Genomic DNA, 26,418 nt, shown 5'->3' on the forward strand with positions numbered 1-26,418 from the left:
TCGCCAGGTCGGGGCAGCGCAGGTAGGGGTTGTTGGCCCGCTAGAAGGCAACCGTGGAGACGGGCCGGGGGCCGTAGTCGTGACCGGGAAAGATTTCCGTCTCCGGCGGGAGGGCCGCGAGGCGGCGCAGGCTGCGGTAGAGAGCCTCGGGGTCGCTTCCGGGCAGGTCGGCGCGCCCGACGCAGGTGACGAAGAGTGTGTCTCCGGTGATCAGGGCTCCCGGCGGGTGGAGGGTAATGGACCCTGGGGTGTGCCCGGGGGTGTGGAGGACCTCCACCCGGCCTTCACCGACGGGGATCAGCGTCCCCTCTTCCAGGGGCAGATCTGCGCCCGGAAGGTCAAGGGGATGAGCGGCGAGCCGGGCCCCCGTGGCGCTGAGGATTCGGTCGTTGCCGGCGATGTGGTCGTTGTGGCCGTGGGTATTGACCAGGACCTCCAGGGCAACCCCGCGTTCGGCGGCGGCGGCCAGCAGCCGTTCGGGAGCGAAGGAGGGGTCCACGCCGAGGCCCTTTTTGCTGGCGGGACAGTAAACCAGGTAGCTGAAGTTGTCCATGCGCCCCGCAGTGACCTGGACCACCTCCAGGCTCATGGAAGTTCCCAGGGATGGGGCGAGACGTCCTCCTTGCCGATCAGGCGGATCTCCCCGTCGATGACCTTGAAACGCTCCCCGGTGGAGCGCACGACCCACTCGTCCCCTTCATCGGGGGGGAGAGGGAACTCGCGACTGCCGAGAAAAACGTCTTCGTTGCCGATAAACCCCCACCAGTCGAGGGCGCCGTTCTGCCAGATTTTGGTCTTGAGATTGAAAGCCATGGTAGGCTCCTTCCTGGGTTGTGATATCTCCGGCCATGTTACCTATCCTTGCCGCCCCGGTCAACTTCGGGTTTTGCCCCTTGTGACTCCTGGGCAGGTCTGCTTATAATTGACAATTGGGCGGGACAACGTCCCCGCCGAGGGAGGGTCGACCCATGAAATTCGCCAAAATGCATGGCGCCGGCAACGACTACGTCTACGTCGACGGTTTCCAGGAGACGGTGCGCGACCCCGCCGCCCTCTCGCGAAAGGTCAGCGACCGTCACTTCGGCATCGGGTCGGACGGCCTGGTGCTGATCCTGCCGTCATCGGTGGCCGACCTGCGCATGCGCATCTTCAACCCCGACGGCAGCGAGGCGGAGATGTGCGGCAACGGCATCCGCTGCGTGGCCAAGTATGCCCACGACCACGGCCTGGTGGCCCGGGAGGAGATCTCCGTGGAGACCGGGGCGGGGGTCCTGACGGTCCACCTGACGGTCGGCGACCGAGGCCGGGTCGGCAGGGTGCGGGTCGACATGGGCAGGCCGCGCCTCACCCGCGGGGAAATCCCCGTCACCGGCCCCCCCGAGGAGCAGATCATCGGCGCCGAACTGCAGGTGCTGGACCGCACCTTCCACATCACCTGCGTCTCCATGGGCAACCCCCACTGCGTCATCTTCGTCGACAACGTGGAGGAGTTCCCGGTGGCCAAGTACGGCCCCCCCCTTGAGAGCAACGATCTCTTCCCCAACCGGACCAACGTGGAATTCGTCGAGATCATCTCCCCGAGGGAGGTGCGGCAGCGCACCTGGGAGCGGGGAACGGGAGAGACCCTGGCCTGCGGCACCGGCGCCTCGGCCGTCACCGTCGCCGGGGTGCTCAACGGCCTCACCGAGCGCCGGATTCTCAACCACCTGCCCGGGGGCGACTTGGAGATGGAGTGGCTCGAAGACGGCCACGTCCTGATGACCGGTCCCGCGGTGCAGGTCTTCGAAGGGGTATACCACCCGCAGTAGCCGTTCCGCGCCCCCGATGCTGGAGAGACAGTCAACACCATGTTCGACGCCATCCTTTTCGACCTCGACAACACCCTCTACGCGCCCGAGCGGCAGCTCTTCTCCCTCATCGACGTGCGCATCAACCGCTACATGGAGGACGTAGCGGGGATTCCCGGCGCCGAGGTGGACGGCCTCCGGCGGCGCTACTGGGCCGAGTACGGCGTCACCCTGCAAGGGCTGATGCGCCACCACGGCGTCGACCCCGAGGACTACCTGGCCTACGTCCATGATGTCGACGTGAACGCCCGGCTGCACCCCGACCCCGCGCTGCGCCATGCCCTCCGGCCCCTGCCCGGCCGCAAGGCGGTCTTCACCAACGGCACCCGCGACCACGCCGAGCGGGTCCTCCGGGCCCTGGAACTGGAGGACCTGTTCGATGCCATATTCGACATCCGGGTCGCCTCCTACCTCCCCAAGCCCGATCCGGCTCCCTACCGGAAGGTCCTGCAGAGCCTCGACGTGGCCGCGGAGCGCTGCCTCATGGTGGAGGACTCCGCGGCCAACCTGAAGACCGCCAAGGCCCTCGGCATGGGGACCGTGCTGGTCGGCGGGGGAAAAAAAGAGGCCTTTGTGGATGCCGTCATCCCCGCCGTGTCCCGGCTTCCCGAGACCCTGCCGATCTGGGCCACCCCCTGACCCCCTGGAGAAGAACGATGCCTACCCCCAACGGACACCCCGCACCGGGACTGCCCCTGCCGGCGGAAAGCCTGATCCGGACGGTGCTCGAGTCCGGCACCCTGCCGACCCTCTCCCCGGTCGCCTCCAAGCTGGTCTCCCTCTCCTCCCGGCCCGAAACCACCGTCAACGACATCGCCAAGCTGGTCTCGATGGACATCTCCCTCTCGGCCAAGGTGCTGAAGGTCGTCAACTCGGCGTTCTACAACTTCCCCCAGAAGGTCGGGACGATCCAGCAGGCGGTTTCCATCCTCGGCACCAACGCCGTTCGCAGCCTGGTCCTCTCCTTCTCCTTTCTCAGCATCGAATCCGGTCCCCGGAAAGAGACCTTCGACTACAAGAAATTCTGGGAGAAGTCCCTGGCCGCCGCCGTCACCGCCAAGCTGATCATGGCGAAGCTCCGCTCCACCGACCTGGAGGAGGCCTTTATCACCGGGCTGCTTCAGAACGTCGGAGAACTGATTCTGGCCCGGGCCTTCCCCGAAGCCTACAGCGAGGTCCAGGCAAAGGGCCGGGAGGCAGGGCTGAACCGCCCGGAGACAGAAAAGAAACTGCTCGGAGCCGATCACAGCCTTGTCGGCTCCGAGGTCTTCAAGGACTGGGGTTTTCCGGAGACGCTCTGGGCCCCGGTCCGCTTCCACCACAACCCGCGGGCCTTTACCGGGTCGGACGAAAAGCTCCAACTGCTCTGCAAGGTCGTCTTCCTTGCGGGGATTCTCGCCGAGGTCTTCTACATGGACGATCCCCGGACCCAGCAGGCGCTCATCAAGGCCTTCGGAGTCAGGGCCAAGGCCATGCTCAGGCTCGCCGAAAAGGATGTGGACGACATCTACCGCAAGGTCCACCTCGAGGTCAGAAACGCCGCCAGCTATTTCGGCCTGGAGATGAAACAGGCCCGCTCCATCACCGAGATCCTCCAGCAGGCCAACGCCGAACTCAGCGTCCTGAACATGTCTTACGAGCAGATGAACCGGGAACTGGTCGAGGCCAAGATCAGGCTGGAGAACCTGACCGGGGAGCTGGAGGAAAAGAACCGACTGCTGGAGAAGCTGGCCCACATCGACGGCCTGACCGAAATCTACAACCACCGCTATTTCCAGGAATTCCTGGAAAAGGAAGTGAGCCGCACGGCCCGCTACGAACGCCCCCTCTCCCTGATTCTGGCGGACCTCGACAACTTCAAGAAGGTCAACGACCTGCACGGCCACCAGGTCGGGGACTTCATCCTGAAGGAGGCCTGCGCGGTAATCGGCGAGTTGCTGCGGGAGCACGACCTTTTCGCCCGCTACGGAGGCGAGGAGTTCGTCATCGTGCTCCCCGAAACCGACGGGGAGGCCGCAGCCCTGGTCGCCGAGCGAGTCCGCCAGAGAGTCTCGGAGCACCTTTTCGAGAACGAAACCGGCAGCTACAACGTCACCATGAGCGTCGGAATCGCCACCATGACGCCGGGCGAACATGTGTGGCAGCGAAGCGAACTGATCGGCCAGGCCGACGAGGCCCTGTTGTTGGCCAAGAAAAAGGGCCGCAACCAGGTCGTCGCCCATACACCCAAAGCCAAATGGTTCGGCCGCAAGTAACCGAGCCGCCAACCCAAAGGAAACCCATGCTCCCCATCGGCGCCCACATGTCGATTGCCGGCGGAATGGATCGGGCCTTCTCCCGTGGAGAAGAGGCCGGCTGCACCGCCATGCAGATCTTCACCAAGAACGCCAACCAGTGGCGGGGCAAACCCATCAGCCCGGAGGCTGCCGAGGCCTTCCGCCTGGCCTGGGAGAGAAGCCCCATCGGACCGGTCGTGGCCCACGACAGCTACCTCATCAACCTGGCGGCTCCGGACGACGAGAAGCGTGACAGGTCGATCGCCGCCTTTCTGGACGAGATGGAGCGCTGCGCCCTGCTCGGCATCCCGCACCTGGTGATGCACCCCGGCGCCCACATGGGCGCCGGCGAGGAGGCGGGTCTGAAACGGATCGGCGAAGCCTTCGGCCGGATCTTCTCGGAAGGACCGGAAGGGGTCACCGTGCTGCTCGAAAACACTGCAGGCCAGGGCACCTACCTGGGCTGCCGCTTTGAACACCTGGCTGAAATCATGGAAAGGGTTCCAGCCGGGCGCTTCGGGGTCTGCTTCGACACCTGCCACGCCTTTGCGGCGGGCTTCGACCTCTCCACCGAAGCGGGCTACTCCCTGGTCATGGCGGAGTTCGACCGCATCGTCGGCCTCGAGGCGATCCGGGTCTTTCACCTCAACGACAGCAAAAAGGATCAAGGATCGAGGGTCGACCGCCACGAGCACATCGGCCGGGGGACAATCGGCCTCGACGGCTTCCGGGCCCTGATGCGGGACAAGCGGTTCCGGCAGGTGCCCAAGATTCTCGAAACACCCAAGGGCGATGGCAACGAACTCGACCGGATGAACCTCGCGACCCTTCGCGAGTTGGCGGGGGAGCGATAAATGCGCGCGGTTCTGCAGCGAGTCTCCTCCGCCGCCGTCCTCGTCGATGGAAAGACGGTCGGCGCCATCAATCGCGGCATCCTCGTTCTGCTCGGGGTCGAGGCCGGCGACACCGACAAGGACCTGGGCTTCCTGGCGGAAAAGACGGCGCAGCTGAGGATCTTCGAGGATGACGGGGGAAAAATGAACCTGTCAGTGGAGGACATCGGCGGGTCGGTGTTGGTCGTGTCCCAGTTCACCCTGCTCGCCGACTGCCGCAAGGGACGCCGCCCCGGCTTCTCCCGGGCCGCCGCCCCCGAGGCGGCCGACGCATTCTACGAACGCTTCGTCGAGACGCTGCGGGGCCGGGGACTGCGGGTCGAAACGGGAGTTTTCCAGGCCCAGATGGAGGTCCGGCTGAACAACGACGGGCCGGTCACGATGCTGCTCGACAGCCGAAAGGTTTTTTGATGAACAGGCAATGGGATAAGGAAGAAATGGTCGAGGGTCGGGGCCGCTCGGCGAAGAAGCGGGCCGCCAAGGAAGTCGAGGAACTGGCCTTCCGTCTGGTGGAGATGCCGGAAACAGGCTTGAAGAAGCTGCCCGCCTCCCAAGAGGTCCGCGAGGAGATCGAACTTGCGCGATCGACCAAGGGAGGCAGCTCGCGCAAGCGTCAGATCAAGCACCTGGCCGGCGCCCTGCGCCGCCGCGAAGAGGAGGCCGAGCAACTGCGCTCCTTCCTCGACGGGACCGACGCCGTTCACCTTCAGGAGAAGAGGGACTTTCACTCCCTGGAGGAACTGCGCGACCGGCTCTGCGACCCGGAACTCTTCGCCGCCGCCCTCCAGGAGGCGACCGGGGCCTTCCCCCTTCTCGAAAGGGAGGCCCTGTCCCGGCTGGCCCGCTCGGTCCACGACCACGGAGACCGGCGAGCCTTCCGGGAGATCTTCCGGCTGATGAGAAAAGCGAAAGACGAGTCCGCCCCGGACTGAGCGCCGGACAAACAAACAGGGCCCCCGCACCGGCGGGGGCCCTGTTCAGCTTCGGGAAGGGTGACCCTAGAGGGCTTTCTTGATCAGGCCCTCGAGCTGGTTCTTGGGCACCGCGCCGACGACCTGGTCCAGCACCTTGCCGTCCTTGAACAGGATCAGGGTGGGGATGCCCCTCACTCCGTACTGTCCGGGGGTGGCGGGATTTTCATCCACATTGAGCTTGCCGACCTTGACCTTGCCCTCGTACTCCTCGGCCAGGCCGTCAACGACGGGGCTGATGGCCTTGCAGGGAGCGCACCAGGACGCCCAGAAATCGACCAGAACGGGAACCGAGGACTGAAGGACATCGCTTTCAAATGAATCATCGGTGAACTGCGTCACTTTATCACTCGCCATCGCTTCTTCTCCTTGTGGATAGAATTAAATTGTACATTTCGTTAAGAATAAAACACCGCCAAAAAAAATCAAGGCTTTAATTCCCTCCGGCCACCTGCCAACAGCGTCTTGACAGGCCTCCTTGCGCACCCTATCATGCCGGAGGAAATTCACGGGAGGAGAAAACCGCATGGGACAGGAAAAGATCACCAAAGCCATCGCCGACCACGGCGCGCTGATCGAACAGGCCTTCGGGGAGCAGTCATCCGAGCTTGAACGCATCGCCGAAGCCCTTGTCGAGACGTTCCACCAGGGGGGACGACTCCTGGTGTTCGGCCACGGGTCCCTGGGGGCTGTGGCAAACCTGGTGGCCAATCTCTTCCTTCACCGCCTGACCCTCGACAGGCCCCTGCTTCCCGCCCTGTCCCTCTCCCACGACGCAACCCTGGCGGGCGCCCTGCACCGGGACGGCCAGAGCAGCCAACTCTTCGTGCGGCCCCTGCGAGCCGTGGCGGCCCAGGGGGACGTGGTCCTGGCCCTGGGCGGCCCGGGGCGGAACGAAGCCCTGGAGGAGGCACTGGCCGCGGCCCGCCAACTCGGCTGCAAGACGGCCGTGGTTCTCTGGGGCAAGGGCGAGACGAACAGCCTGTCGCCCGACTTCCTTTTCTGCCTCAAAACCGATTCCGCTCCCCGAGGGGTCGAAGGGACCCTCACCTTCGGGCACCTGCTCTGCGAACTGGTCGAGTCGGACCTGTTCGGAATCTGAATCATGCGGCCCCTGCGATGACCGACTACCCCGTGACCCTGCAGATCGCCGACCGCCTCTGCCTTGTCGTGGGGGGCGGCGCCGTCGGACTGCGAAAAGCCCGGGGCCTCCTCGAGGCGGGAGCCCGGGTCCGGCTCGTCAGCGACACCCCGCCGCTGCACTCCCCCCCGAAAGGGACGGACCTCGTGCTGCGCCCTTTCCGCACCGAGGACCTGGAAGGGGCGTTTCTGGCCTTCGCCGCCACGGACGATCCGCAGATCAACGCCGCCGTGGCCGAGGAGGCGCGCAGGCGGGGCATCCTGGTCAACGTCTGCGACGATCCCCGGAAGGGGGACTTTCACCTCCCGGCCCTCCTGAGGCGGGACGATCTCACCGTGGCGGTCTCCACCACCGGCAAAAGCCCTGCGCTCGCCGCCCTGGCCCGGGACCGGGCCGGTCAAGTTTTCGGGCCGGAGTGGGGTACGGTTCTTGAGGTGTTCGCCGCGGTAAGGCGAAAGCGGTTGACACACCAGAAAAAAAATGAATACAATCAAGCCATTCTGCGCCGGCTCCTGGACAGCGGGCTTCCCGGCCTGATCGCCGCCGGTAACGCTGCGGACATAGACCGATTGCTCGACACCCTCTTTGGCGAGGGTTTTTCGCTGACTACGCTGGAAGTTCGCATGCCGAAAGGAACATCATGAGCGTCAATCTCCTGCTGTTCAAAATAACCCTTCTACTCTATTCCCTTTCGACCATCGGCTATCTCGTCAATGTCATCACCCAGAACGAAAAAGCCGGCAAGATAGCGCGCTGGCTCCTGGTGGGAGGGTTTGGGGTCCACTGCGCCACCCTCGTGGCCCGCTACATCGAGGCAGGCTACACCCCGGTGGCCAACCTTCACGAATCCCTCTCCTTCTTTGCCTGGACCATCGTCGGCATTTTCCTGCTGTTCGACCTGCGCTACCGGCTTGCGGTGCTGGGGGCCTTCACCTCCCCGCTGGCCCTGGTCCTCATGCTCGGCGCGGTGGCGGCGCCGCAGGAGGTCCGGGAGCTCAACCCCCTGCTCGACAGCCGCTGGTTCCCGGTGCATGTGACCCTGGCCTTCTCCGGGTACGCCGTCTTCGCCCTGTCCTTTGCCGCCGGGGTGATGTACCTGATCCAGGAGCGCATGCTCAAGAGCAAGAAATTCTCGGCCCTCTACTACCGGCTGCCGTCCCTGAGCACCCTCGACAGCATCAATTACAAGTGCCTGACCTTCGGGTTCCCCCTGATGACCATGGGGATCATTACCGGAGCGATGTGGGCCAACTCGGCATGGGGCGGCTACTGGCGCTGGGATCCGAAGGAGACCTGGGCGCTGGTCGTCTGGTTCCTCTACGCCGCCCTGCTCCACGGCCGGATGTCCATCGGCTGGCGCGGCCGCCGGGCCGCCATCTTCGCAATCATCGGCTTTCTCTGCCTGCTCTTCTCCTTCCTCGGGGTGAACTGGCTCCTTTCCGGGGAACACAGTTTCCGTGCCCTGGGGGGCAGTTAGCTGCGGCTCGTCTACGGATTGAACGCATGAATATCATCGTCGTGGGGCTCAGTCACAAGACCGCCCCCGTGGAAATACGCGAACGGGTGGCCTTTCCGCCTACCGCCATGGAAAAGCCCCTGCGCGAGCTGGCGGCCCTGCCTGCCATCAGCGAGGCGGTGATCGTCTCGACCTGCAACCGGGTGGAGCTGTACGCCACCAGCCGGGACGCCGAGACGGGAGTGGTCCAGCTCAAGCGCTTTCTCGCCGAGCACCACTACATCCCCCTGGACGAGTTGGATGCACACCTCTACGAGGTCCGGGGGGAGGAGGCCATCCACCACGTGTTCCGGGTGGCCGCCAGCCTCGATTCCATGGTCATCGGAGAGCCCCAGATCCTGGGCCAGATCAAGACCGCCTACGGCTATGCCACCGAGTTCAAGACCGCCGGCCTGATCCTCAACCGCTTCCTGCACAAAGCCTTCTCCGTCGCCAAGCGGGTGCGCACCGAGACCAAGATCGCCAGCAACGCCGTCTCGGTCTCCTTCGCCGCGGTAGAGCTGTCCCGCAAAATCTTCGACACCATCGACGACAAGACGGTCATGCTTATCGGCGCCGGAGAGATGTGCGAACTGGCGGCCCGCCACTTCGTCAACAACGGAGTGTCCAAGGTCCTGGTCACCAACCGCACCTTTGAGCGGGCCGAAAAGCTGGCCGAAGAGTTCCAGGGCCGGGCCATCGCCTTCGACGACTTCCCCGACCACCTCCACCAGGTCGACATCGTCCTCACCTCCACCGGAGCGCCCAACTTCATCCTCGGGCACAAGAAGGTGGAAGAGGTCATCCGCCAGCGCAAGAACAAGCCGATGTTCTTCATCGACATCGCCGTCCCCCGGGATATCGACCCCAAGGTCAACAAAGTCCCCAACGTCTACCTCTACGACGTCGACGACCTGCAGGGGGTCGTCCAGGCCAACCTCAAGGAGCGCCACAAGGAGGCCAAGAAAGCCGAGGGGATCGTCGACCAGGAGATCGGCCAGTTCCACAAATGGCTGGCGAGCCTCGAGCTGAAGCCGACCATCGTCTCCCTGCGCCGCAAGATCGAAGAGATCCGCCGGGGCGAACTTGAAAAGACCTTCGCCAACCTCAAGGATCTGGACAAGAAGGAGAAAAAGGCGATCGAGGCGCTGACCTCGGCCATTATCAACAAAGTGCTGCACCGCCCCACGACCGTCCTCAAGCAGACCCAGAACGACGCCTCGGGGGACAGCTATGTCGATGCGGTGCGGGTGCTGTTCGACCTCGAACCCCCGCAGCCGGACGGGGAGGAGAAACCCCTCCCGGACCCTTCCGAAAAGCCTTAAAAGGAGCCGAATATCATTATGTCGAAGACAACCCTGCGCATAGGAACCCGCGCCAGCCAACTGGCCCTCTGGCAGGCCAACTGGGTCAAGTCCGAACTGGAAAATCGCCACCCCGGCCTGGAGGTGACCCTCACCAAGATCAAGACCCAGGGCGACAAGATCCTCGACGTGCCCCTGGCGATGGTCGGCGGCAAGGGCCTGTTCGTCAAGGAGATCGAGGAGGCGATGCTGCGCGACGAGATCGACATCGCCGTGCACTCCATGAAGGACGTCCCGACGGTCTTCCCCGAGAGCCTGGCCCTGCGCTGCATCACCGAGCGGGAGGACTGCCGCGACATCGTCATCCTGCGCCCCGGCGTGGCGAGCTGGAAGGACCTGCCCCAGGGCGCCCGGATCGGCACCAGCGCCCTGCGGCGCAAGGCCCAGCTGCTCCACCTGCGCCCCGACCTGAAGATGATCGATATTCGCGGCAACGTCCAGACCCGGATCCGCAAGCTGACCGAGGACAACCTCGACGCGGTGATCCTGGCTGCGGCCGGCATGAAGCGGCTCGGCTTCGAAACCCAGGTCAGCGAATACCTGCCGGTCGGCATCTCCCTGCCGGCCATCGGCCAGGGGGCCCTCGGTCTGGAGAGCCGCATCGACGACGACGAGACCAACGCCCTGATCGACTTCTTCAACCACCCGGAAACCGACTGGGCGGTGCGCGGCGAGCGGGCCTTCCTCAAGCGCCTCGAGGGCGGCTGCCAGGTTCCCATCGCCTGCCACGGCACCGTGGCCGACGGCCAGCTCACCCTGACCGGCCTGGTGGCCGACTGCGACGGCGTCAAGCTCCTGAAAAAGAGCATCGCCGGCCCGGTCGAAGAGTGCGAAAAGCTCGGCACCTCGATTGCCGACGACCTGCTGATCCAAGGCGCCGGCAAGATCCTCAACGAGGTCTACCAGCACGAAACCTTCAACGTCGAGAAGGAAGACGTCTGAGCTGCCTCAGGGCACGCCCGGAACGTCACCTTGCGGCTTGTCGCGGCCGGGGCGGAACCACCGTTCCGGCCGCCTTTCTTTGGGGATGAGGGGTTTTTGAAGGGAATTGTCTATCTGATCGGAGCCGGGCCCGGCGACCCGGGGCTGATGACCGTCAAGGGACTGGAGTGCCTGCGCCGCGCCGAGGTGGTGGTCTACGACTACCTGGCCAACCCGGCCTTTCTCGACGAGGCCCCCGAGGACGCCGAGCGGATCTACGTCGGCAAGCGCAAGGGCAAGCACCACCGTCCCCAGGAGGAGATCACCCGCCTGCTGGTAGAGAAGGCCCGCCTTGGCAAGGTCGTGGCACGGCTCAAGGGGGGCGACCCCTACGTCTTCGGACGGGGCGGGGAGGAGGCCCACACCCTGCACCTGGAAGGCATCCCCTTCGAGGTCATCCCCGGGGTGACCGCCGGCTTCGCCGCCGCCGCCTACGCCGGCATCCCCCTGACCCACCGCGACTACACCACCAGCCTCGGCCTGGTCACAGGCCACGAGACCCCCGCCAAGAAGATCTCCAGCATCGACTGGGACAGGCTCGCCACCGGGGTCGGAACCCTGGTCTTCTACATGGGCATGGCCAACCTGCCCCTGATCGTCGGGAAGCTGATGGCCCACGGCCGCTCACCCCAAACCCCCGTGGCGATCATCCGCTGGGCCACGACCCCCCACCAGAAGACCCTCGTCGCCACCCTGGGCACTGTCGAAGAGCGGGTCCACCAGGCCCAACTCAAGCCGCCGGCGGTGATCGTTGTCGGCGAAGTGGTCGGCCTACGCGAAAAACTGCGCTGGTTCGACAACCGCCCCCTGTTCGGCAAACGTATCCTCGTGACCCGCACCGCCGAGCAGGCAGGCAGCTTCACCAAACTGCTCGAGGCGCAGGGCGCCGAGGCCATCGCCTGCCCGGTAATCGCCATCGCCCCCCCGGCCGGCTGGGACGAACTGGACGGAGAAATCCGCGACCTGGGGAAGACCGACTTTCTGATCCTGACCTCGGCCAACGGCGTCGACGCCTTCTTTGCCCGCCTGGCCGTCGCCGGGCTCGACGTGCGGGCCCTCCACGGCGTACAGGTGGTCTCGGTCGGCCCGAAGACCTCTCAGACGATATCAGCCCGCGGCATCAGGCCCGATCTGGAGCCCGCCGAATTCCGGGCCGAAGCGGTTGTCGAGCTGCTGAAAAAAGAGGGCGTCTCCGGCAAGCGCGTTCTCTACCCCCGAGCCGAACTGGCCCGCAAGCTGATCCCGGCCGAGCTGGCCGCCGCCGGCGCCGACGTCCACGCCCCGGTCGCCTACCGCACCGTCCCGCCGGAAGGAGGGGGCGAGCGGATCCGCGACCTTCTCGCCGAGGGGGGCATCGACGCGGTGACCTTCACGTCCTCCTCCACGGTCGAGAACTTTCTCGACATGGTCGGCGAAGGCGCGCAGCGGCTGCTGGAGCGGGTGGATGTCTTTTCCATCGGCCCCCTGACCACCGCCACCGCCGAGCGCCGCGGCCTTTCGGTCTCCGCCCAGCCAGAGGCCTACACCCTGGAGGGGCTGATCGAGTCCATGGTAGAGTATTATCAATAACCTGCCCTGTTCGGGCATGTGGAACCCCATCTTCAACGCAAGGAGTTGACCATGTTTTTCCCCGAATTCCGTGCCCGCCGCCTGCGCCGCAACGAGACCATCCGCCGCATGGTGCGCGAGACCCACCTGCGGGTCGATGACCTCATCTATCCCATGTTCAGCGCCTTCGGGAAGGACATCCGCAACGAGATCCCCTCCATGCCCGGCATCTACCAGCAATCGATCGAACACATCGTCGCCGAGGCCCGTGAGGTCTTCGAACTCGGCATCCCGGCGGTGATCCTGTTCGGCATCCCCGAGCACAAGGACCCCGTCGGCCAGGACGCCTACAGCGACACAGGAATCATCCAGGAGACGATCCAGGCGATCAAGGAGGAGGTCCCCGGCCTGCTCGTGATCACCGACGTCTGCCTGTGCGAGTACACCGACCACGGCCACTGCGGCGTCATCAAGGACGGCGACGTGGACAACGACGAGACGCTCCGACTGCTCGCCGCCGAGGCCCTCTCCCACGCCCGAGCCGGGGCCGACATCGTCGCCCCGTCCGACATGATGGACGGACGGGTTGCGGCGATCCGCGAGATCCTCGACGCCAACGGCTTCGACCAGATCCCGGTCATGAGCTACGCCGTCAAGTATTCCAGCGCCTACTACGGGCCGTTCCGCGACGCCGCCGATTCGACCCCGCAGTTCGGCGACCGGCGCAGCTACCAGATGGACCCGGCCAACCGCATCGAGGCGTTTCGCGAAGCGGCCCTCGACGTCCAGGAATGCGCCGACTTCCTGATGGTCAAACCGGCCCTGGCCTACCTCGACATCCTGCGCGACATCAAGGAGCGCTTCGACCTGCCCCTGGTCGCCTACAACGTCTCCGGAGAGTACTCGATGATCAAGGCCGCCGCCGAGAAGGGCTGGATCGACGGCGACCGGGTGATGATGGAGACCCTGATCGGCATGAAGCGAGCCGGCGCCGACCTGATCATCACCTACCACGCCAAGGAGGCGGCCCGGCTCCTGGCGTCCTAGCCCTCTCCGCCCTGCTTCCAGAAGGGGGACCGTCGCCGTCGACGGTCCCCCTTTGGCGTTTTTGCAGTCTCCCGCCCCTTTTCGGCTCCCACCTTAACGATCTGTTATAATTGCCGAAAACAACGTGGACAGCCGCCATGCCGGAAGAGAAAACCCCACAGAAACTCACTCGCGCCGAGACCATCACCGCCCTGGCCCACTACTACCGGGCCGAGGTCCAGCGCAGCCTCGCCTGGCGCGAGCGCCTCGACCGCACCACCAACTGGGCGGTGGGGACCACCGCCGCCTTCCTCGGCTTCGGCTTCAGCCACCCCGAGTTCACCCACCCCTTCTTCGTCTTCGGCCTGGCCATCGTCTATATCCTGCTCTTCGTCGAGTCCCGCCGCTACCGATTTTTCGATGCCTACGAGTACCGGGTTCGCCTGTTGAATCAAAACTTCATCTACGGTATCCTTGCCGACGGCACCATGGCCGAGGAGGGAGGTCAGACCCACGACGCCTTCTGGCGCTCCGAACTCGCCTCGGACCTGCGCTACCCCCAGTACAAGATGGGCATGCGCAACGCCCTGGGACGGCGGCTTCAGGCGAACTACATCTTACTCTTCGCCGTGCTGCTCTCCGGCTGGCTGCTGAAGATCAAGGTTCACCCCCTCCCCGCCGAAAGCCTGGGCCAGTACCTGGAGCAGGCCTCCGTGGGAGGGCTTCCCGGGGCCCTGACCCTGATCGTCATGAGCCTCTTCGCCCTCCACCTCATCGTGCTGGTCCGGGTGGGGCGGCGCAGCGGAATGGGACAGGACATCCTTTTCCCCCAAAAGTGACCCCGCCCTGCATCGTATTCTCACCCCGAAAACCGAAACAGAACCGATGAGCGAATACTTCAGAGACACCCTCGGCAACGGCCTGCGGGTCATCACCGTTGAGATGCCCCACCTGCACAGCTGCGAAATGGCCTGCTACGTCGATGTGGGAAGCCGCCACGAAACCCCCGAACTGGCCGGCATCTGCCACTTCCTGGAGCACATCCTGTTTCGCGGCACCGCGGACTATCCCGAAAGCTACCGGCTTGAAAGGGCCTTCGAAGCCCTCGGCGGAGCGGTCAACGCCTCGACCGACTCGGAGTGCACCTGCTTCCACTCCCGGCTCCATCCACGCCACGTCCGGGAGGGGGCGGCCCTGTTCGCGTCCATGCTGTGCCGCCCCCTTTTCTCCGAATTGGAAATGGAGCGGCAAGTCATCATGGAGGAGGCCCTGGAAGAGCTCAACGAGCAGGGCGAGGACATCAGCCCCGACAACCTGTCCGCCCGCCTGCTCTGGCCCGGGCACCCCCTGAGCCTGCCGACCCTCGGCACCCGGGACTCCATCGCCCGAATCGGAGAGGAGGACCTGCGGCGCCACCACGCCGCCTTCTTCACCCCGGCCAGGACCGTTCTCGCCGTCGCCGGCAGGGTCTCCCGCAGCGACGTGGTGGCCGCGGCCGAATCGGCCTTCGGCGCCTGGGGGGCCGCCGCTGCCCACGAAAGCCCACCCGAGCCCCCCCCACAGCCCCCCGTCTCGCCGGCAACCTGCTGGGTCCGGGATTCGGACTCCCAGATCAACATGCAGCTCGCCTTTTCCCTGCCCGGCCGGGGCGACCCGCGCACCATCGACCTGCGGGTGCTGCGCTGGATCCTCTCCTGGGGGGGCGCCTCCCGGCTCATGCTGCGCCTGCGGGAAAAGCTGGGCCTGACCTACAGCGCCGATGCCAACCTCGCCCTCTTCGCCGACTGCGGCTGCCTGTCCATCGACATGGCCCTGGCCCCGGCCAAACTGGTCCCCGCGGTGAAGGAGACGATCGCCATCATCGAAGAGCTTCGGAATGAATTGGTGGGAAGCGAGGAACTGGAGGGAGTGGTGCAGGCTTTCCTCTTCGACCTGGACTTCAACCGCGACCATGTCGAGGCGGCCACGGCCCGTTTCGGGTGGGGCGAGATGGCGGCCTACCTGCGCACCTCCGAGCAGGACCGGCGGGAGGTAGCCGGGGTGACCCCGGAGAGGCTCCGGGAGACGGCCCGCGCCCTGCTCGGCCCGCAGCTGCGCAAGGCGGTCGTGGTCGGCCCCTACCGCCCGGAGGACCGGGACCGGGTGGAGCGCCTGCTGGCGGGCGACTGAAACCCTGGGCCCCGACCGCCCCGGAAGGCTCAGCCGATCTTGATGGTCTTGTAGAGGAAGTTCTTGAACTTATAAAAGGTCTTGCGCTCGAGCGGGTCGGCGCTCTTGGGGTCGCAGGCCCCGAGCAGCGACGCGATACGCGGCATGGTGCTCGCCCCGTGGGCCCGGGCCAATTCCACCACGGCCGCGACCACGTCGCGGGAAATGCGGCTCTCCGAGTAGGGCGCATGCACCCCGCTCCAGAAATCCCCCTCCCCGGCCTGAATGGCCCGGAAGATCTCCTCGGCGACCTGGTCGGTCAGGCGCTCTGCGGCTCCCTCCCGGGGCTGCGCATCATGCTCCCCGAAGGTATCGGCGATATCCTCCTCGGAAATCACGCGCCCCTTGCGAAAGAAGAGCGCCCTCAGCAGGATACTGCGCAACTCCCGAATGTTGCCGGTGTAGTGGTGGCGGGCCAGCAGGGCCTGGGCCTCCCGGCTGAGAACCGGGGCCTCGTCCTGCTCCTCGGGCGTCTTGTAAATCTGATAGAGCTTGCCCAGAAAATGGACCGCCAGGTCGGGAATGTCCTCGCGGCGGTGGTTCAGCGAGGGCACCTCGACGTGCAGTTCCGAGAGGCGGTGGTAGAGGTCCTCCCGGAAGCGACCCTCGGCGATCAGCTGACGCAGGTCCTTGTTGGTGGCGGCGATCACCAGAACCCTGGCATAGCGGGTGACGTTCTCCCCCAGGCGCACGAAGCCGCCGTTGTCCAGAAAACGCAGCAGCTGCACCTGGGTCTTGGGGTCGGCATCGCCGATCTCATCCAGGAAGACCACCCCCCCGTGGGCCTCTTCGAGGATCCCCTTGCGGTCGGTGTGGGCCCCGGTGAAGGCCCCCCGCTTGTGGCCGAACAGCTCCGAATATGTCAACTCGCCGCTGTAGGCGGCGATGTTGGTCTTCTTCACCGGCAACTCCCCCCGCGGGTTGACCTTGACCCGGTACATCTCGTTGAGCCGCGAGAAGATGTTGTTGAACAGGAACTCCTTGCCGCTGCCGGTATCGCCCGTGATCAGGATCGAGGGCATGCCCACCGTCGTCTCCTGGGAGCCGACATGGCTCCACAGTGCGATCCGGTTGAAGATCGGGGGGCAGATGCGCTGGATGAATTCGACGACCTCGCTGGCCTTGGTCGAGTTGCCGATGATGTTGCCGAGCTTATAGGAGGAGATCTTCGGGTCCTTGTAGCCGACGTCCGAACGCAGGCGGTTGACCTCCCCGGTCAGCTTCTCGATGCGCTGCAGATCGGAGAGGTGGCGGGAGATCATCCGCTCGATGATCTGCAGGATGCGCTTGTGCTCGTCGGTGAAGAAATGGGGGCGCAGGCTGTCGAGGCAGATCACGGCGATGACCTCCTCGTCGCAGACCACCGGGATGGCCAGCTCCCCCTTGACCACCTCGGTGATCTCCCGGTAAAAGCCGCCGGCGCCCTTCTCTCCGGCCGTGTCGGAGATCATCGCCGGGCGCCGGGTGTGAGCCGCGTAACCGGTCAGGCTGCGCTCTTTGGCGGGCAGCTCCTCCCCGCCGATGCGGATGGGAGGGATGTTCCGCTTCAGCCACTCCTTGCTCTTGGCCCCCACCAACTGCCCCTCGGCGTCCTCCACCACAAGCCAGCGCTCGCCGTCCCGCTCCTGGACGAGGGCGATGCTGCCGGTGTCGGCGCCGATGAGTTCCGTAGCCTTGGAGAGAATGCGGCCGAGAAACGGCTGCAGCCCCTCGAACTTCTCCTGCAACAGATCGCTGATCTCGGCGAGGACCTGGATCTCGACGTGTTCCCCGCCGATCTCCTGGATGACCCGTTCAGCCATCTCGGCATGGGCCTCGAGCAGTCCCTTTTCGAAGTCGCTGAACCGGTAGGCCCCCCGAGTGTAGTAGTTGACCAGGCAGATCACCCGGCGGGTGCGGGGCTCGTAGCGCGGCACGACGTAGAGGGAGCGAAGGCCCAGCGTCTCCGTGATGTAACGCTTCTGCAGGTTCTCCCCGGGCAGATTGGAGATGTAGAGCGGTGAGAGCAGGGTCTCGTCGACGATGACCCCGGCACTGTTGATATAGCGCGACAACAGGGACGATCCTGGCTCAAGGTTGATCAGCTTCTGGCCCTCGTAGAGCCGCCTCGCCTCCTTCTCCTCCGAATAGGAGGCGAGAATCTGCAGCCCTTCCTCGCCGGCTCCCGGCGCCAGGGGGGAGGGGATCAGCACCGAGGCCAGGGTGACCTTGTCGATGAGGCGCACCGCCGACTTGACCATGTAGAGGGCGGCCTCCTTCTTCTTGGCCTCGTCCACCCGGCGGGCGAGCACGATCTGCTGGTGGTACTTGCGGGCCTGATCGATGTGGGGAGCCACCTCCTTCAGGAAGGACTTCAGGACGTCGACCTGCTCCCCGCTGGGAAGCTGGCCCTTGCGGCCGCTGTCTACGCACAGCACCCCCATGGCCCGGCCCCGGCGGAGCAGGGGCAGGTGGTAGCTGGCGCGGATGGCGAAGCGCTCGGCCAAATCCAGGGCGAAGGGGCTGGAGAAGGAGATCACGTCATCGACCTGGGCCTCCTCCTGGTTGACGTAGACCCGGGAGACCAGGAATTCGGTCGTGTTGATAGGGAAGCTCTGCTCCCGGATGGCGTCGGCGAGCAGCCCCGAGGCCGCGGCGCACGAAAGGCTGCCGCTGGTGAGGTCCTCCAGGTAGACCCGGCAGCGGTTGCGCCGGGTAATGAGATTCACCGCATCGACCAGCACGTGGAGGATATCCTCCAGGTTTTCCTTGCCGTAGCTGCGGATCTTGCCGACCAGGCGGGAAAGGCTGGCTTCGATGGTTTTTTCCATAACGCCCCCAAGTGAGTAGTTCGTGTACTCAGGGGAGTATATAGCGCTTCAAGAGGCCCTGTCAAAGGCCCTTTTCGGCCGCCGGGGCAGACCCGAGAATATGCTTGCCAGTTTTCCTCAAAAGGTGTACCCCTATCGGCTCGACTTTCACCAAAGGAGATGAACCATGGGCATCCTTGCCAATACCGTAAACATCTGCCAGTTCCGGGTCACCGGGGCCCTCCCCGCCGGGGATCTTGCCGAATGGGCGGGCGAGTGCCTGGCCCGGAAGGGCTTTCGCCCCATCGACCAGGGCGCCGAGGAACTCTCGGTCGGCTGGGCCCACATCGACGATCCCCAGAGGAGCGATTTCGCCGACTCCGGGGTCTTCAGCCGCGACCACTACCTGGCCTTCACCCTGCGCCGCGACCAGCGCCGGATTCCCGCCGCTCTGTTCAAGACCTATTTCAATCAGGCCCAGAGCGAGTTCCTGGCGGCCACTCCGGGGCTGCAGCGGGTTCCCAAGCAGAAGAAGGAAGAGCTGCGCGACGCGGTGCGCCTCTCCCTGTTCGCCCGCACCCTGCCCGCCCCCTCCTTCTACGACGCGGTCTGGGACACCCGCACCGGCCTGGTCAGCTTCACCAGCCTCAGCCCCCAGGTCGTGGAACTGTTCGAGAACCAGTTCAAGCAAAGCTTCGAGGGGCTGCGCCTGGTGACCGTCCATCCCTACGACCGGGCCGAAGCGGTGCTGGACGAGGCGCTGAAGCCGGCCCTGGCCAAGGCCAACGGGGCCGGGAGCGAGACCGTCCTCGACCTGATCCAGGGCAACCGCTGGCTGGGCAGGGACTTCCTGCACTGGCTCCTCTACCAGAGCCTGAACGGGGCCTCGGAATACCGGGTAAGCCGGCCCGGCCCGGCCCTGGAGGACGAGGGCTTCGTCGCCTACCTCGACGACCGTCTGACCCTGGTGGGAGACGCCGAATCGGGCCAGCAGAAAGTTACCGTGGCCGGCCCTCAGGACCGCTTCAGCGAAGTGCGCACCGCCCTGCACCGGGGCAAGGAGATCCTCGAGGCCCGTCTCCACATCGAAAAAAGGGAGCAGGAATGGACCCTGACCCTGAAGGGGGAGCTGTTCCAGTTCTCCTCCTTCAAGGCCCCGGCCGTGCAGCTGGAGAGGGACGAAATGACCGACCCGGGCCGGGAGCGGGAAGCGGTCTTCTACGAACGGATGTATCTTCTGGAAGAGGGGATGCAGCTGTTCGACAGCCTGTTCGCGGCGTTTCTTCGGGAGCGCCTCGGCGGGACCTGGCCGGAGCAGGAAAAGCTCATGGGCGAGTGGCTGGCGGAGGAGGAGGCCTAACCGGCCGCCCCCGACGCCTGCCCGTCTTCGAAATATTCCAGGATCTGCAGGAAGTTCGCCGCCAGGGCCGGATGCAATACGGTCCCCGCCGCGGCGCGCACCCGGGCGGCGACCAGCTCCTTCGAAAGGGCGTCGCGATAGGCCCGGCGGGTGCGCTGGGCGTCGTAGAAATCGGAGACGGTGGTCAACTGGCTGCAGAGATTCTGCCGCCACCCGGATGCCACACGTGGGTAGCCGGCCCCCTCGAAATGGATGTGATGCTCGAAGGCGGCCACCGCCGCCAGGCGCGGAACCCCGGGGGTTTCGAGCAGGTAGCGGGCGCCCGTCCGGGGGTGCTGGCGGATCAGTCCCCACTCCTCCTCGGTCAGGGAATCCGGCTTGTTGAGGACCTCCCCGGGGATGAAGAGCTTGCCCACGTCGTGGAGCATGGCGGCGACCCCGATGTCGTGGAGCAGAGGCCCCTCGATGCCGAGAGCCATGGCCTGGGCCAGGGTGAGGATGCAGACGTTGACCGAATGGACGAAGGTGTAGTCGTCCCGCTCCTTCATCGGGGCCAGGGCCAGGAAAGGGTTGGACGCACCAGCCAGGGCCTCGGCGAACTCGGTCACCACCTCCGAGATGCCCGCGGAATGAAGCCTGCGGCGCTTGCGGACCCCCTCGAAAATCTCCGCTCCACACTCCTGCCCCGCAGAGAGACGCTCGAGGCGGGCATGCACCTTGGAGCCCCCGCCTTTTCCGTCCAGGGCGGGGGAGGGGCCGCGCACGTCGACCTGCCCCAGGCGGATCCTGCCCGAAGCTCCCAGCGATCCCGAACCGGGCCCGCCCCGGGTCAGAACGCCGACCAGCGCCTTCAGATCCTCCCTCCCGACCCCCCTCAACAGCTGGATGTGACCGATTCCCCGGGCGCGAAGAATGCGGGCGAAACGCTCCAGGTGCATGCTCCCGGCCAGGGGGCATCAGGCAAAGACCAGCTCCTCCTCGACCAACATCAGGGCCACCTCGTCCTCGCCGGCCAGGGCCTCTTCCAGGCAGGAATAGGCGCTTCCGAGCAGGGCCTCGACCTGCCGGTGCTCCGGAGAATAAAGCGAAGCGTTGGCGGCGGCCATCACCAGGCGGCGCACAAAGCCTTCGACGCTGTTCATGCGGTCGGTATCCATCTATTCCTCTAGATCCTCGCCAGGGCCGCCTCGGCGAGCTCCGACAGTTCGTTCCCGCCGACCTTCGCCAGCCGCTCCAGCAGACCGCGCGCCTCACCCGCCGGATACCGGTCCAGGCTTCCCACGATCTCGACCTTGAGGCGGTGAAGCTGACGCCGGTGCAGAAGCGGCCGGCTCTCCAGCAGGCGCTCCAGCTCCGGAATGGCCTCGGCGCTGCCGATCCCGGCCAGGGCATGGACCGCGCCGCACTTGAGCTCGAATTCGAAATCGACCACGCTCGCCCTGCCGAGGATCGCGAGCAACTTTTCCAGAACCTGCGGACTGCGGCTTTTCTCTGCGGACTGCATGAACTGGAGTCGCTCATCCGGGTCGGGGCTGTCCAGCCCCTTGAGCAGCAGCTGCTCCATGCGGGGGTCGCCGAGATGCAGAAGGGCCTTGAACACCTCCTGCCGCACCCGGGCGTGGGGGTGGTGGATCAGGCGGTGAAGATAGGGGGCGACCCCGGGGTCGCCGAGGTTGCGAAGAAGCAGCACCAGGTTCCTGACCACGTACCAGCGGGCGTCGGACAGGCGCAGCAGGGCCGCGGGCCGCGCCGCCGCCCCCAGCTTCTGCAGGCAGTCGAGGACGTAGCGCCGGCGCGAACGGTCCGCCTCCTCGGCCAAGAGGTCGAGAAGGGGCTCAGCGAAGGGGCTTCCCACCCGCAGGATGAGCGCCCGGATGTCCGGGGACTTGGACTTGCCCCAGACGGAGAGACCGGCCAGGACCTTCTCGAGAAAGGCGCTCCGGGCGAAGGAGGCGAGAAGGTCGTCCCGGGGCTGAAGCCCCCCGGCGGCCCACCCGGCCCCCCCGAGGCGCTCGTGCAGCTCCGCCCGGGCGAGGAAATCCCCCATCTCGAGCAGGTAATCGACGTGCTCCGCCAGGCCGTCCTTGAGCCCCTCCGAGTCCTCGTCCGTCCCCAGCGACCTGAGCACCTCCACGGTGACGGCGGCGGCCTGCACTTCGACCCGGTGCGGCTCCAGCGACTCCTTGAGCATCTCCACCCCCTCGCGCTGGGCGGGGGGAAGGCGATTCAGACCGACCAGGCTCTCCAGCTTGTCCCGGTAAGCCTCGGGGACGTAGTTCCCACTGGTGTCCTGTCCCAGGACATCGCCGAGCATTCGCTCCCGCTCCTCATCGCGCACCCCGGGAGCGGCCGGGGTGCCGGAGGCCCCCTCGCCCAGGCGGGCGAAGCGCTCGAGGAGCTTCAGGATGGCCGTGGGAACCGTGGCCCGCTGAAGGTTGACATCCTCCAGAACCTCCAGGATCGTCTTTTGGGGCAGGCGCCCGAGGAGCCCTTCGGCGACCCCCCTGCGGCTCGCCAGGGAGTTGAAGGCGCTGCCGAGGAGCTGCTTGCGAAGACCGGGGTTCAAGCCATCCGCCAGGGCACTCATCTTTTCCAGGGCCTCGGCCCGCTCCCCCTCTTCCATCCCCTCGTCGCCCAGCTCCCTGAGGAAGGTGGCGATGGTCTCGTCGTAGGCGGCCGCCGATCCGCCGGGGAGGAAGTCCTCCCCCTCGTTCATGACCCGGGCCAGGGCACGGGGATCCTCGATCCCCTCCGGCTCCCCCTCCCCTTTCACATCGCCGGCCATGAGGGCACGGATAAAGCGGCCCCAGAGGTCCTCCTGCTGACCCTGCGCCCCTTCGGCGGCCCCAAAGGCCCCGTAGTCGACCCCCTTGATGACCAGGTGCTCCAGGCCGGCCCCGGCGGCCACCTGCTCGATCCCCCCCTGTTCCTGCACCTGCTCGCGGCTCATCCCCATGATCCGGTGGAACCGGCCAAGGTCCTCGGCCCCGAGGCCGGGACGAAAGACCAGGGCGGCGGCGCCTTGCCGGGAAAGATCCTGGGCGAGGTCCCGGAAGACCGGGTCGTTCTCGTCCAGCTCTGCGTCGCCCAGAAAGAGGGTGTTGCGGCCGATCCCCAGGGTGATTTCCCCCCCGGGGGCCAAAAGCTGGTTCAGGAGGTCGAGAGCCTTGCCGGAGGCCGAAGCGATGATCGGATGATCGCCGGGGTAGGTAACGAAATGACGGCGGGAGATATTGAGGGCGTAGATGAAGTTGGCCAGGACCTTGGCGTCCAGGTCAAGATCGTTGCTGGCAGGGGCACCTGGCGCCAAGGGACGGCCTCCGGAGACGGATCAGGGATGGAGAACGGGGAAGATTCCTCACCCCGGGAGCCTAGCACGAAAGGCGGGCCGCCCTCAATCGACAAATGCCCGGACCGGGAGCGGACAAAAAAAACCGGCCATCCGGCCGGTTTTCACCCCTCAGCGTCGGAGGGAACTTTCAATCACGGAATTCGGACCCCGTGGACTCGTCAGTCTTCTTCTCGGCCTCCTCGGAAGCCTTCCCCTTCAATTCTTCCGCGGACTCCCCGAGGCTCTCCTCGTGGTGCCCCCCGAAGGGATGCATAACCCTTTCCTTCAAATCATGCCAACGCTCTTTCCAAGGTTCGTTTTTCATGGTCTAGCCCCCTTTCTTCTTTTGAGGTGAACCTTACACGACAATTATATCGCGAAATCCTTGAAGTGGTCAAAAGGGACGCAAAATCGGGAATCTGGAGCCTGCAAAGAGGCGGCCCCGATGGAACTGAAAAGACCCGAACGATTGTGCACGCCCTCGTTTCGCTCCGCGTGGCACAGAAGCTTTCGCTCTCCCCATTCGCCCCAGCCGAAGCGGAGTGGATGAGTTTGGAAAAAACGCGGACGACTGCTCGAGCCGCAGGCGAGTTTTCGTCCGCGCCGAATTCATCTGCGAAGTGGAGGAAGCCCGCCCTCCAGGCTCGCCCTCAGCCCCGCCTCCAGGGTCGGGTAAAGCAGCTGTACGCCGAGCTTTTCGAGCATCCGGGCGTTGTCCATGCGCCGCGACTCGGCGATATAGGAAAGCATCAGGGGTGTCATCACCTTGCGGGCCTCGTCCAGGCCGATCCGAGGCGGCCGAGGCAGCCCGGCCGCGTCGGCCACGGCCTCGAAATACTCGGTCATGGTGCCGGCCTGGCCGTCGCTGACGTTGAAGATCTCGCCGTCCTCCCCTTTTTCCGCCGCGGCCAGGCAGACCCGGACCAGGTCGTCGGCATGGATGCGGTTGGTGTAGGAAGCGTCCTCGGGGCGCAGCACCGGGTGGCCCTCCCGGATGCGGGCCAGGGGAAGCCGCCCGGGTCCGTAGATCCCCGTCACCCGCAGGATCACCACGGGGATGCCGCGTCCCTTGCCCCAGCCGGCCAGCAGCGTCTCGGCGTCGAGGCGGCGCCTGGCCCGGGCGGTCTGGGGATTGACCGGCGTCTCCTCGGTCACGGTCGCCCCGCCGCAGTCGCCGTAGACCCCGCTGGTGCTGATGTAAACAAGCTTCGCCGGCTCCTCGCCCGGCTCCACCGAGGCGCAGAAGACCCGCACCCGGGTGTCGAGCATTCCGCCGCCGGGCGGCGGCGCGAAATAGAAGACCGTCGCCCCCTTCGTCGGCAGCCCGCCGATCGGCTCCATCCCGTCGAGGTCGCCCCGCACCGCGGCGACGCCCTCCGCCTCCAGGCGCTTGGCGCTCTTCTCCGAGCGGGCCAGTGCAGTCACCGTCCCCCCCCCCTCGATGGCCAGCTTCGCCACCCGCCGGCCGATGTCTCCGCAGCCGATGATCAGTATCTTGTTCACCTTGTTTCTCCTGTTGAAAAATCGCTCTCTGCCCCTCGCCCCCCCCTTCGACGCAGGCGGACAAGTCGTTGGGGCGCCCTCTCTTTGCATCCTTTCTCTGGGCGGTCAGAGAAAGGATGGCGCCGGGGGCGCAATCCCCCGGTTTTTACCCCAAACTCTTCGAAACAACCTCGTACAGGTCCCGGGAGATCCCGCCGGTATCGAGGATGCGCTTCAGCTGACCCCGCATCAATCGCTGGCGCCCCTCGTCGTAGCGCCGCCAACGGCTCAGCCCCCCGGCCAGGCGCGCCGCCCCCATGGGGTTGAGGGGGTCGAGCTCCAGAACCCGGTCGGCGATAAAGGCGTAGCCCTCCCCGCTGGCGGCGTGGAAAGCGGCCGGGTTGGCCATGGAGAAAGCGCCGACCAGGGCCCGCACCCGGTTGGGGTTCTTGATGTTGAAGTCGGGGTGGGCGGCCAGGCGCTTCACCTCGGCGAGGGTCCCGGCCCTCTTGGAAGCCGCCTGCAGGGTGAACCACTTGTCGAGCACCAGAGGCTCGTGCCGCCAGCGGCCGTAGAACGCGTCGAGGGCCTCCTGCCGCCCCGGCAGGTCGCTGTCGGCCAGGCAGGAAAGGGCCGCCAGCTCGTCGGTCATGTTGCCCCCCCGGCGCAGCTGCTCCAGGCAGAGCCCGACGCCCTCGCCCTCCTCCAGGGTCATCAGGGTGGCCAGGCAGAGGTTCTTCAGAGAGCGCCGCCCCACCGCCCGTGGCTCCACTGAGTAGGGTCCCGGCTCTTCCAGGGAGCGGTAGCGGCCGATCAGCTCGGCCTCCAGGGTGCGGGCGAGTTCCCGACGCAGGAACTGGCGGACGGCGCGGACCGCCTCCGGGTCGATGACCTCCATCTGCTCGCCGAGAAAAGTCTCGGCCGGCAGGGTCAGGGCCAGGGCGAGCAGGGCCTCGTCCGCCTCGGTGTCGAGCAGGGTCTTGGCGAAGGCCTCGGCCAGCAGGGGATCGAGCTCCAGGGCCTCGCCGCGCCGGTGCCGGTCGACGAGGCGGGCAGAGACCCGCAGGACCAGCTGCTGGCCCGCCTCCCAGCGGTTGAAAGGATCTCCGTCGTGGGCCATGAGAAAGGCCAGCTCCCCGTCGGAATAATCGAAGCGCAGGGTGACCGGGGCCGAGAAGTCGCGCAGCAGCGACGGAACCGGCCTTTCTGGCACGTCGACGAAGCGGAAGGTCTGCTCCTCCTGGGTCAGCTCGAGGACCCGCTCCGCCGCCCCGGGGGCCGTCTCCCCCTCCAGGCGCAGGGGGATCTCCCGCCCCTGCGCATCGAGCAGGCCGACCGTCAGGGGGATGTGAAAGGGCTCCTTCGCCTCCTGGCCCGGGGTCGCCGGGCAGCTCTGGCGCACGCTCAGCGTGTAGCTCCGGGCCTCTTCGTCCCAGGATGCCTCCGCCGCCAGCTCCGGAGTGCCCGCCTGGCTGTACCAGAGGGCGAAGCGGGAGAGGTCCCGCCCGCCCGCCTCGGCCATCGCCGCGAGGAAGTCGTCGACCGTCGCCGCCTGGCCGTCGTGGCGCGACAGGTAGAGGCGCAGCCCCTCCCGGAACCGCTCGGGGCCGAGCAGGGTGTGGTACATGCGGATCACCTCGGCCCCCTTGTTGTAGACCGTGGTGGTGTAGAAGTTGTTGATCTCCACGTACGACTCGGGCCGCACC

26 protein-coding genes are annotated in these 26,418 nt (G+C 66.0%); 16 read left to right on the forward strand and 10 right to left on the reverse strand.

Going from position 1 to position 26,418, the window contains the following annotated elements; all coding sequences use genetic code 11:
* Positions 1-40 precede the first annotated feature (40 nt).
* Positions 41-589: a hydroxyacylglutathione hydrolase family protein gene (locus tag C0617_RS04055; RefSeq protein ID WP_291315736.1), complete on the reverse strand. Its 549-nt coding sequence runs from the start codon at positions 587-589 to the stop codon at positions 41-43.
* Positions 586-813 (reverse strand): hypothetical protein, encoded by a 228-nt coding sequence (locus C0617_RS04060; protein WP_291315737.1) that lies wholly within the window; start codon positions 811-813, stop codon positions 586-588. Before C0617_RS04060 ends, C0617_RS04055 begins: the two co-directional genes overlap by 4 nt.
* 155 nt (positions 814-968) lie before the next feature.
* On the opposite strand from C0617_RS04060, the gene dapF reads away from it, so the two are divergent.
* From dapF to yjgA, 6 genes are read left to right on the forward strand one after another with little or no spacing between them, the layout of a single operon-like run.
* On the forward strand, positions 969-1,808 hold the full coding sequence (gene dapF / locus C0617_RS04065; RefSeq protein ID WP_291315738.1) for a diaminopimelate epimerase: 840 nt from the start codon (positions 969-971) through the stop codon (positions 1,806-1,808).
* Positions 1,809-1,847: 39 nt separating this feature from the next.
* Positions 1,848-2,486 (forward strand): pyrimidine 5'-nucleotidase, encoded by a 639-nt coding sequence (locus C0617_RS04070; protein ID WP_291315739.1) that lies wholly within the window; start codon positions 1,848-1,850, stop codon positions 2,484-2,486.
* Positions 2,487-2,503: 17 nt separating this feature from the next.
* On the forward strand, positions 2,504-4,102 hold the full coding sequence (locus C0617_RS04075; RefSeq protein WP_291315740.1) for a GGDEF domain-containing protein: 1,599 nt from the start codon (positions 2,504-2,506) through the stop codon (positions 4,100-4,102).
* A 26-nt stretch (positions 4,103-4,128) separates the two neighbouring features.
* Positions 4,129-4,977, forward strand: a complete 849-nt coding sequence (locus C0617_RS04080) for a deoxyribonuclease IV (protein WP_291315741.1) — start codon at positions 4,129-4,131, stop codon at positions 4,975-4,977.
* Entirely contained in the window at positions 4,978-5,427 is a 450-nt protein-coding gene (gene dtd, locus C0617_RS04085) for a D-aminoacyl-tRNA deacylase (protein ID WP_291315742.1), read from the forward strand. It abuts the gene before it with no gap.
* Positions 5,427-5,948, forward strand: coding sequence for a ribosome biogenesis factor YjgA (gene yjgA, locus C0617_RS04090; protein ID WP_291315743.1), 522 nt, complete (start codon positions 5,427-5,429; stop codon positions 5,946-5,948). The genes dtd and yjgA overlap by 1 nt, the downstream gene beginning before the upstream one ends.
* Positions 5,949-6,014: 66 nt before the next feature.
* Here yjgA and trxA read toward each other — a convergent pair whose 3' ends face one another.
* Positions 6,015-6,344 (reverse strand): thioredoxin, encoded by a 330-nt coding sequence (gene trxA / locus C0617_RS04095; RefSeq protein ID WP_291315744.1) that lies wholly within the window; start codon positions 6,342-6,344, stop codon positions 6,015-6,017.
* A gap of 169 nt (positions 6,345-6,513) precedes the next feature.
* On the opposite strand from trxA, the gene C0617_RS04100 reads away from it, so the two are divergent.
* The 9 genes from C0617_RS04100 (at position 6,514) to C0617_RS04140 (ending at position 15,711) form a co-directional block, all read left to right on the forward strand.
* Complete coding sequence (locus tag C0617_RS04100) at positions 6,514-7,089, forward strand: SIS domain-containing protein (RefSeq protein ID WP_291315745.1); 576 nt, start codon at positions 6,514-6,516, stop codon at positions 7,087-7,089.
* A 17-nt stretch (positions 7,090-7,106) separates the two neighbouring features.
* On the forward strand, positions 7,107-7,772 hold the full coding sequence (locus tag C0617_RS04105) for a bifunctional precorrin-2 dehydrogenase/sirohydrochlorin ferrochelatase (RefSeq protein ID WP_291315746.1): 666 nt from the start codon (positions 7,107-7,109) through the stop codon (positions 7,770-7,772).
* A complete protein-coding gene (gene ccsB / locus C0617_RS04110) occupies positions 7,769-8,605 on the forward strand; it encodes a c-type cytochrome biogenesis protein CcsB (protein ID WP_291315747.1) in 837 nt (278 codons plus the stop codon). Before C0617_RS04105 ends, ccsB begins: the two co-directional genes overlap by 4 nt.
* Before the next feature lie 26 nt (positions 8,606-8,631).
* Positions 8,632-9,948, forward strand: a complete 1,317-nt coding sequence (gene hemA, locus C0617_RS04115; protein ID WP_291315748.1) for a glutamyl-tRNA reductase — start codon at positions 8,632-8,634, stop codon at positions 9,946-9,948.
* A gap of 18 nt (positions 9,949-9,966) precedes the next feature.
* Positions 9,967-10,929: a hydroxymethylbilane synthase gene (gene hemC / locus C0617_RS04120; RefSeq protein ID WP_291315749.1), complete on the forward strand. Its 963-nt coding sequence runs from the start codon at positions 9,967-9,969 to the stop codon at positions 10,927-10,929.
* A 96-nt stretch (positions 10,930-11,025) separates the two neighbouring features.
* Positions 11,026-12,537 carry a uroporphyrinogen-III C-methyltransferase gene (cobA, locus tag C0617_RS04125; RefSeq protein ID WP_291315750.1) on the forward strand — a complete coding sequence of 504 codons (1,512 nt, stop codon included), beginning with the start codon at positions 11,026-11,028 and terminating at the stop codon, positions 12,535-12,537.
* A gap of 51 nt (positions 12,538-12,588) precedes the next feature.
* Positions 12,589-13,563 (forward strand): porphobilinogen synthase, encoded by a 975-nt coding sequence (gene hemB, locus C0617_RS04130; RefSeq protein WP_291315751.1) that lies wholly within the window; start codon positions 12,589-12,591, stop codon positions 13,561-13,563.
* Positions 13,564-13,700: 137 nt separating this feature from the next.
* A complete protein-coding gene (locus C0617_RS04135; protein ID WP_291315752.1) occupies positions 13,701-14,381 on the forward strand; it encodes a DUF2270 domain-containing protein in 681 nt (226 codons plus the stop codon).
* A gap of 46 nt (positions 14,382-14,427) precedes the next feature.
* Positions 14,428-15,711 (forward strand): pitrilysin family protein, encoded by a 1,284-nt coding sequence (locus C0617_RS04140; RefSeq protein ID WP_291315753.1) that lies wholly within the window; start codon positions 14,428-14,430, stop codon positions 15,709-15,711.
* A gap of 29 nt (positions 15,712-15,740) precedes the next feature.
* Here the strand turns inward: C0617_RS04140 and C0617_RS04145 are convergent, their stop codons facing one another.
* A complete protein-coding gene (locus C0617_RS04145) occupies positions 15,741-18,560 on the reverse strand; it encodes a GPMC system transcriptional regulator (RefSeq protein WP_291315754.1) in 2,820 nt (939 codons plus the stop codon).
* A gap of 166 nt (positions 18,561-18,726) precedes the next feature.
* On the opposite strand from C0617_RS04145, the gene rdgC reads away from it, so the two are divergent.
* Positions 18,727-19,899 (forward strand): recombination-associated protein RdgC, encoded by a 1,173-nt coding sequence (gene rdgC / locus C0617_RS04150; RefSeq protein ID WP_291315755.1) that lies wholly within the window; start codon positions 18,727-18,729, stop codon positions 19,897-19,899.
* Here rdgC and C0617_RS04155 read toward each other — a convergent pair.
* From C0617_RS04155 to C0617_RS04180, 6 genes are all read right to left on the reverse strand, one after another.
* Complete coding sequence (locus tag C0617_RS04155) at positions 19,896-20,837, reverse strand: HD domain-containing phosphohydrolase (RefSeq protein WP_291315756.1); 942 nt, start codon at positions 20,835-20,837, stop codon at positions 19,896-19,898. The genes rdgC and C0617_RS04155 overlap by 4 nt on opposite strands.
* An 18-nt stretch (positions 20,838-20,855) precedes the next feature.
* The gene (locus C0617_RS04160; RefSeq protein ID WP_291315757.1) at positions 20,856-21,056 is read right to left on the reverse strand and encodes a hypothetical protein; all 201 of its coding nucleotides are present in this window, start codon (positions 21,054-21,056) and stop codon (positions 20,856-20,858) included.
* An 8-nt stretch (positions 21,057-21,064) separates the two neighbouring features.
* Positions 21,065-23,209 carry a HEAT repeat domain-containing protein gene (locus tag C0617_RS04165; RefSeq protein WP_291315758.1) on the reverse strand — a complete coding sequence of 715 codons (2,145 nt, stop codon included), beginning with the start codon at positions 23,207-23,209 and terminating at the stop codon, positions 21,065-21,067.
* Positions 23,210-23,378: 169 nt separating this feature from the next.
* Positions 23,379-23,504, reverse strand: a complete 126-nt coding sequence (locus tag C0617_RS04170; RefSeq protein ID WP_291315759.1) for a hypothetical protein — start codon at positions 23,502-23,504, stop codon at positions 23,379-23,381.
* 335 nt (positions 23,505-23,839) lie between these two features.
* Positions 23,840-24,733, reverse strand: coding sequence for an SDR family oxidoreductase (locus C0617_RS04175; RefSeq protein ID WP_291315760.1), 894 nt, complete (start codon positions 24,731-24,733; stop codon positions 23,840-23,842).
* 145 nt (positions 24,734-24,878) lie between these two features.
* The coding region (locus C0617_RS04180; RefSeq protein WP_365888898.1) for a DUF3458 domain-containing protein at positions 24,879-26,418 on the reverse strand (1,540 nt) is incomplete at its 5' end.

Origin of the sequence: Desulfuromonas sp., assembly GCF_002868845.1 — a bacterium.
GTDB lineage: Bacteria > Desulfobacterota > Desulfuromonadia > Desulfuromonadales > BM501 > BM501.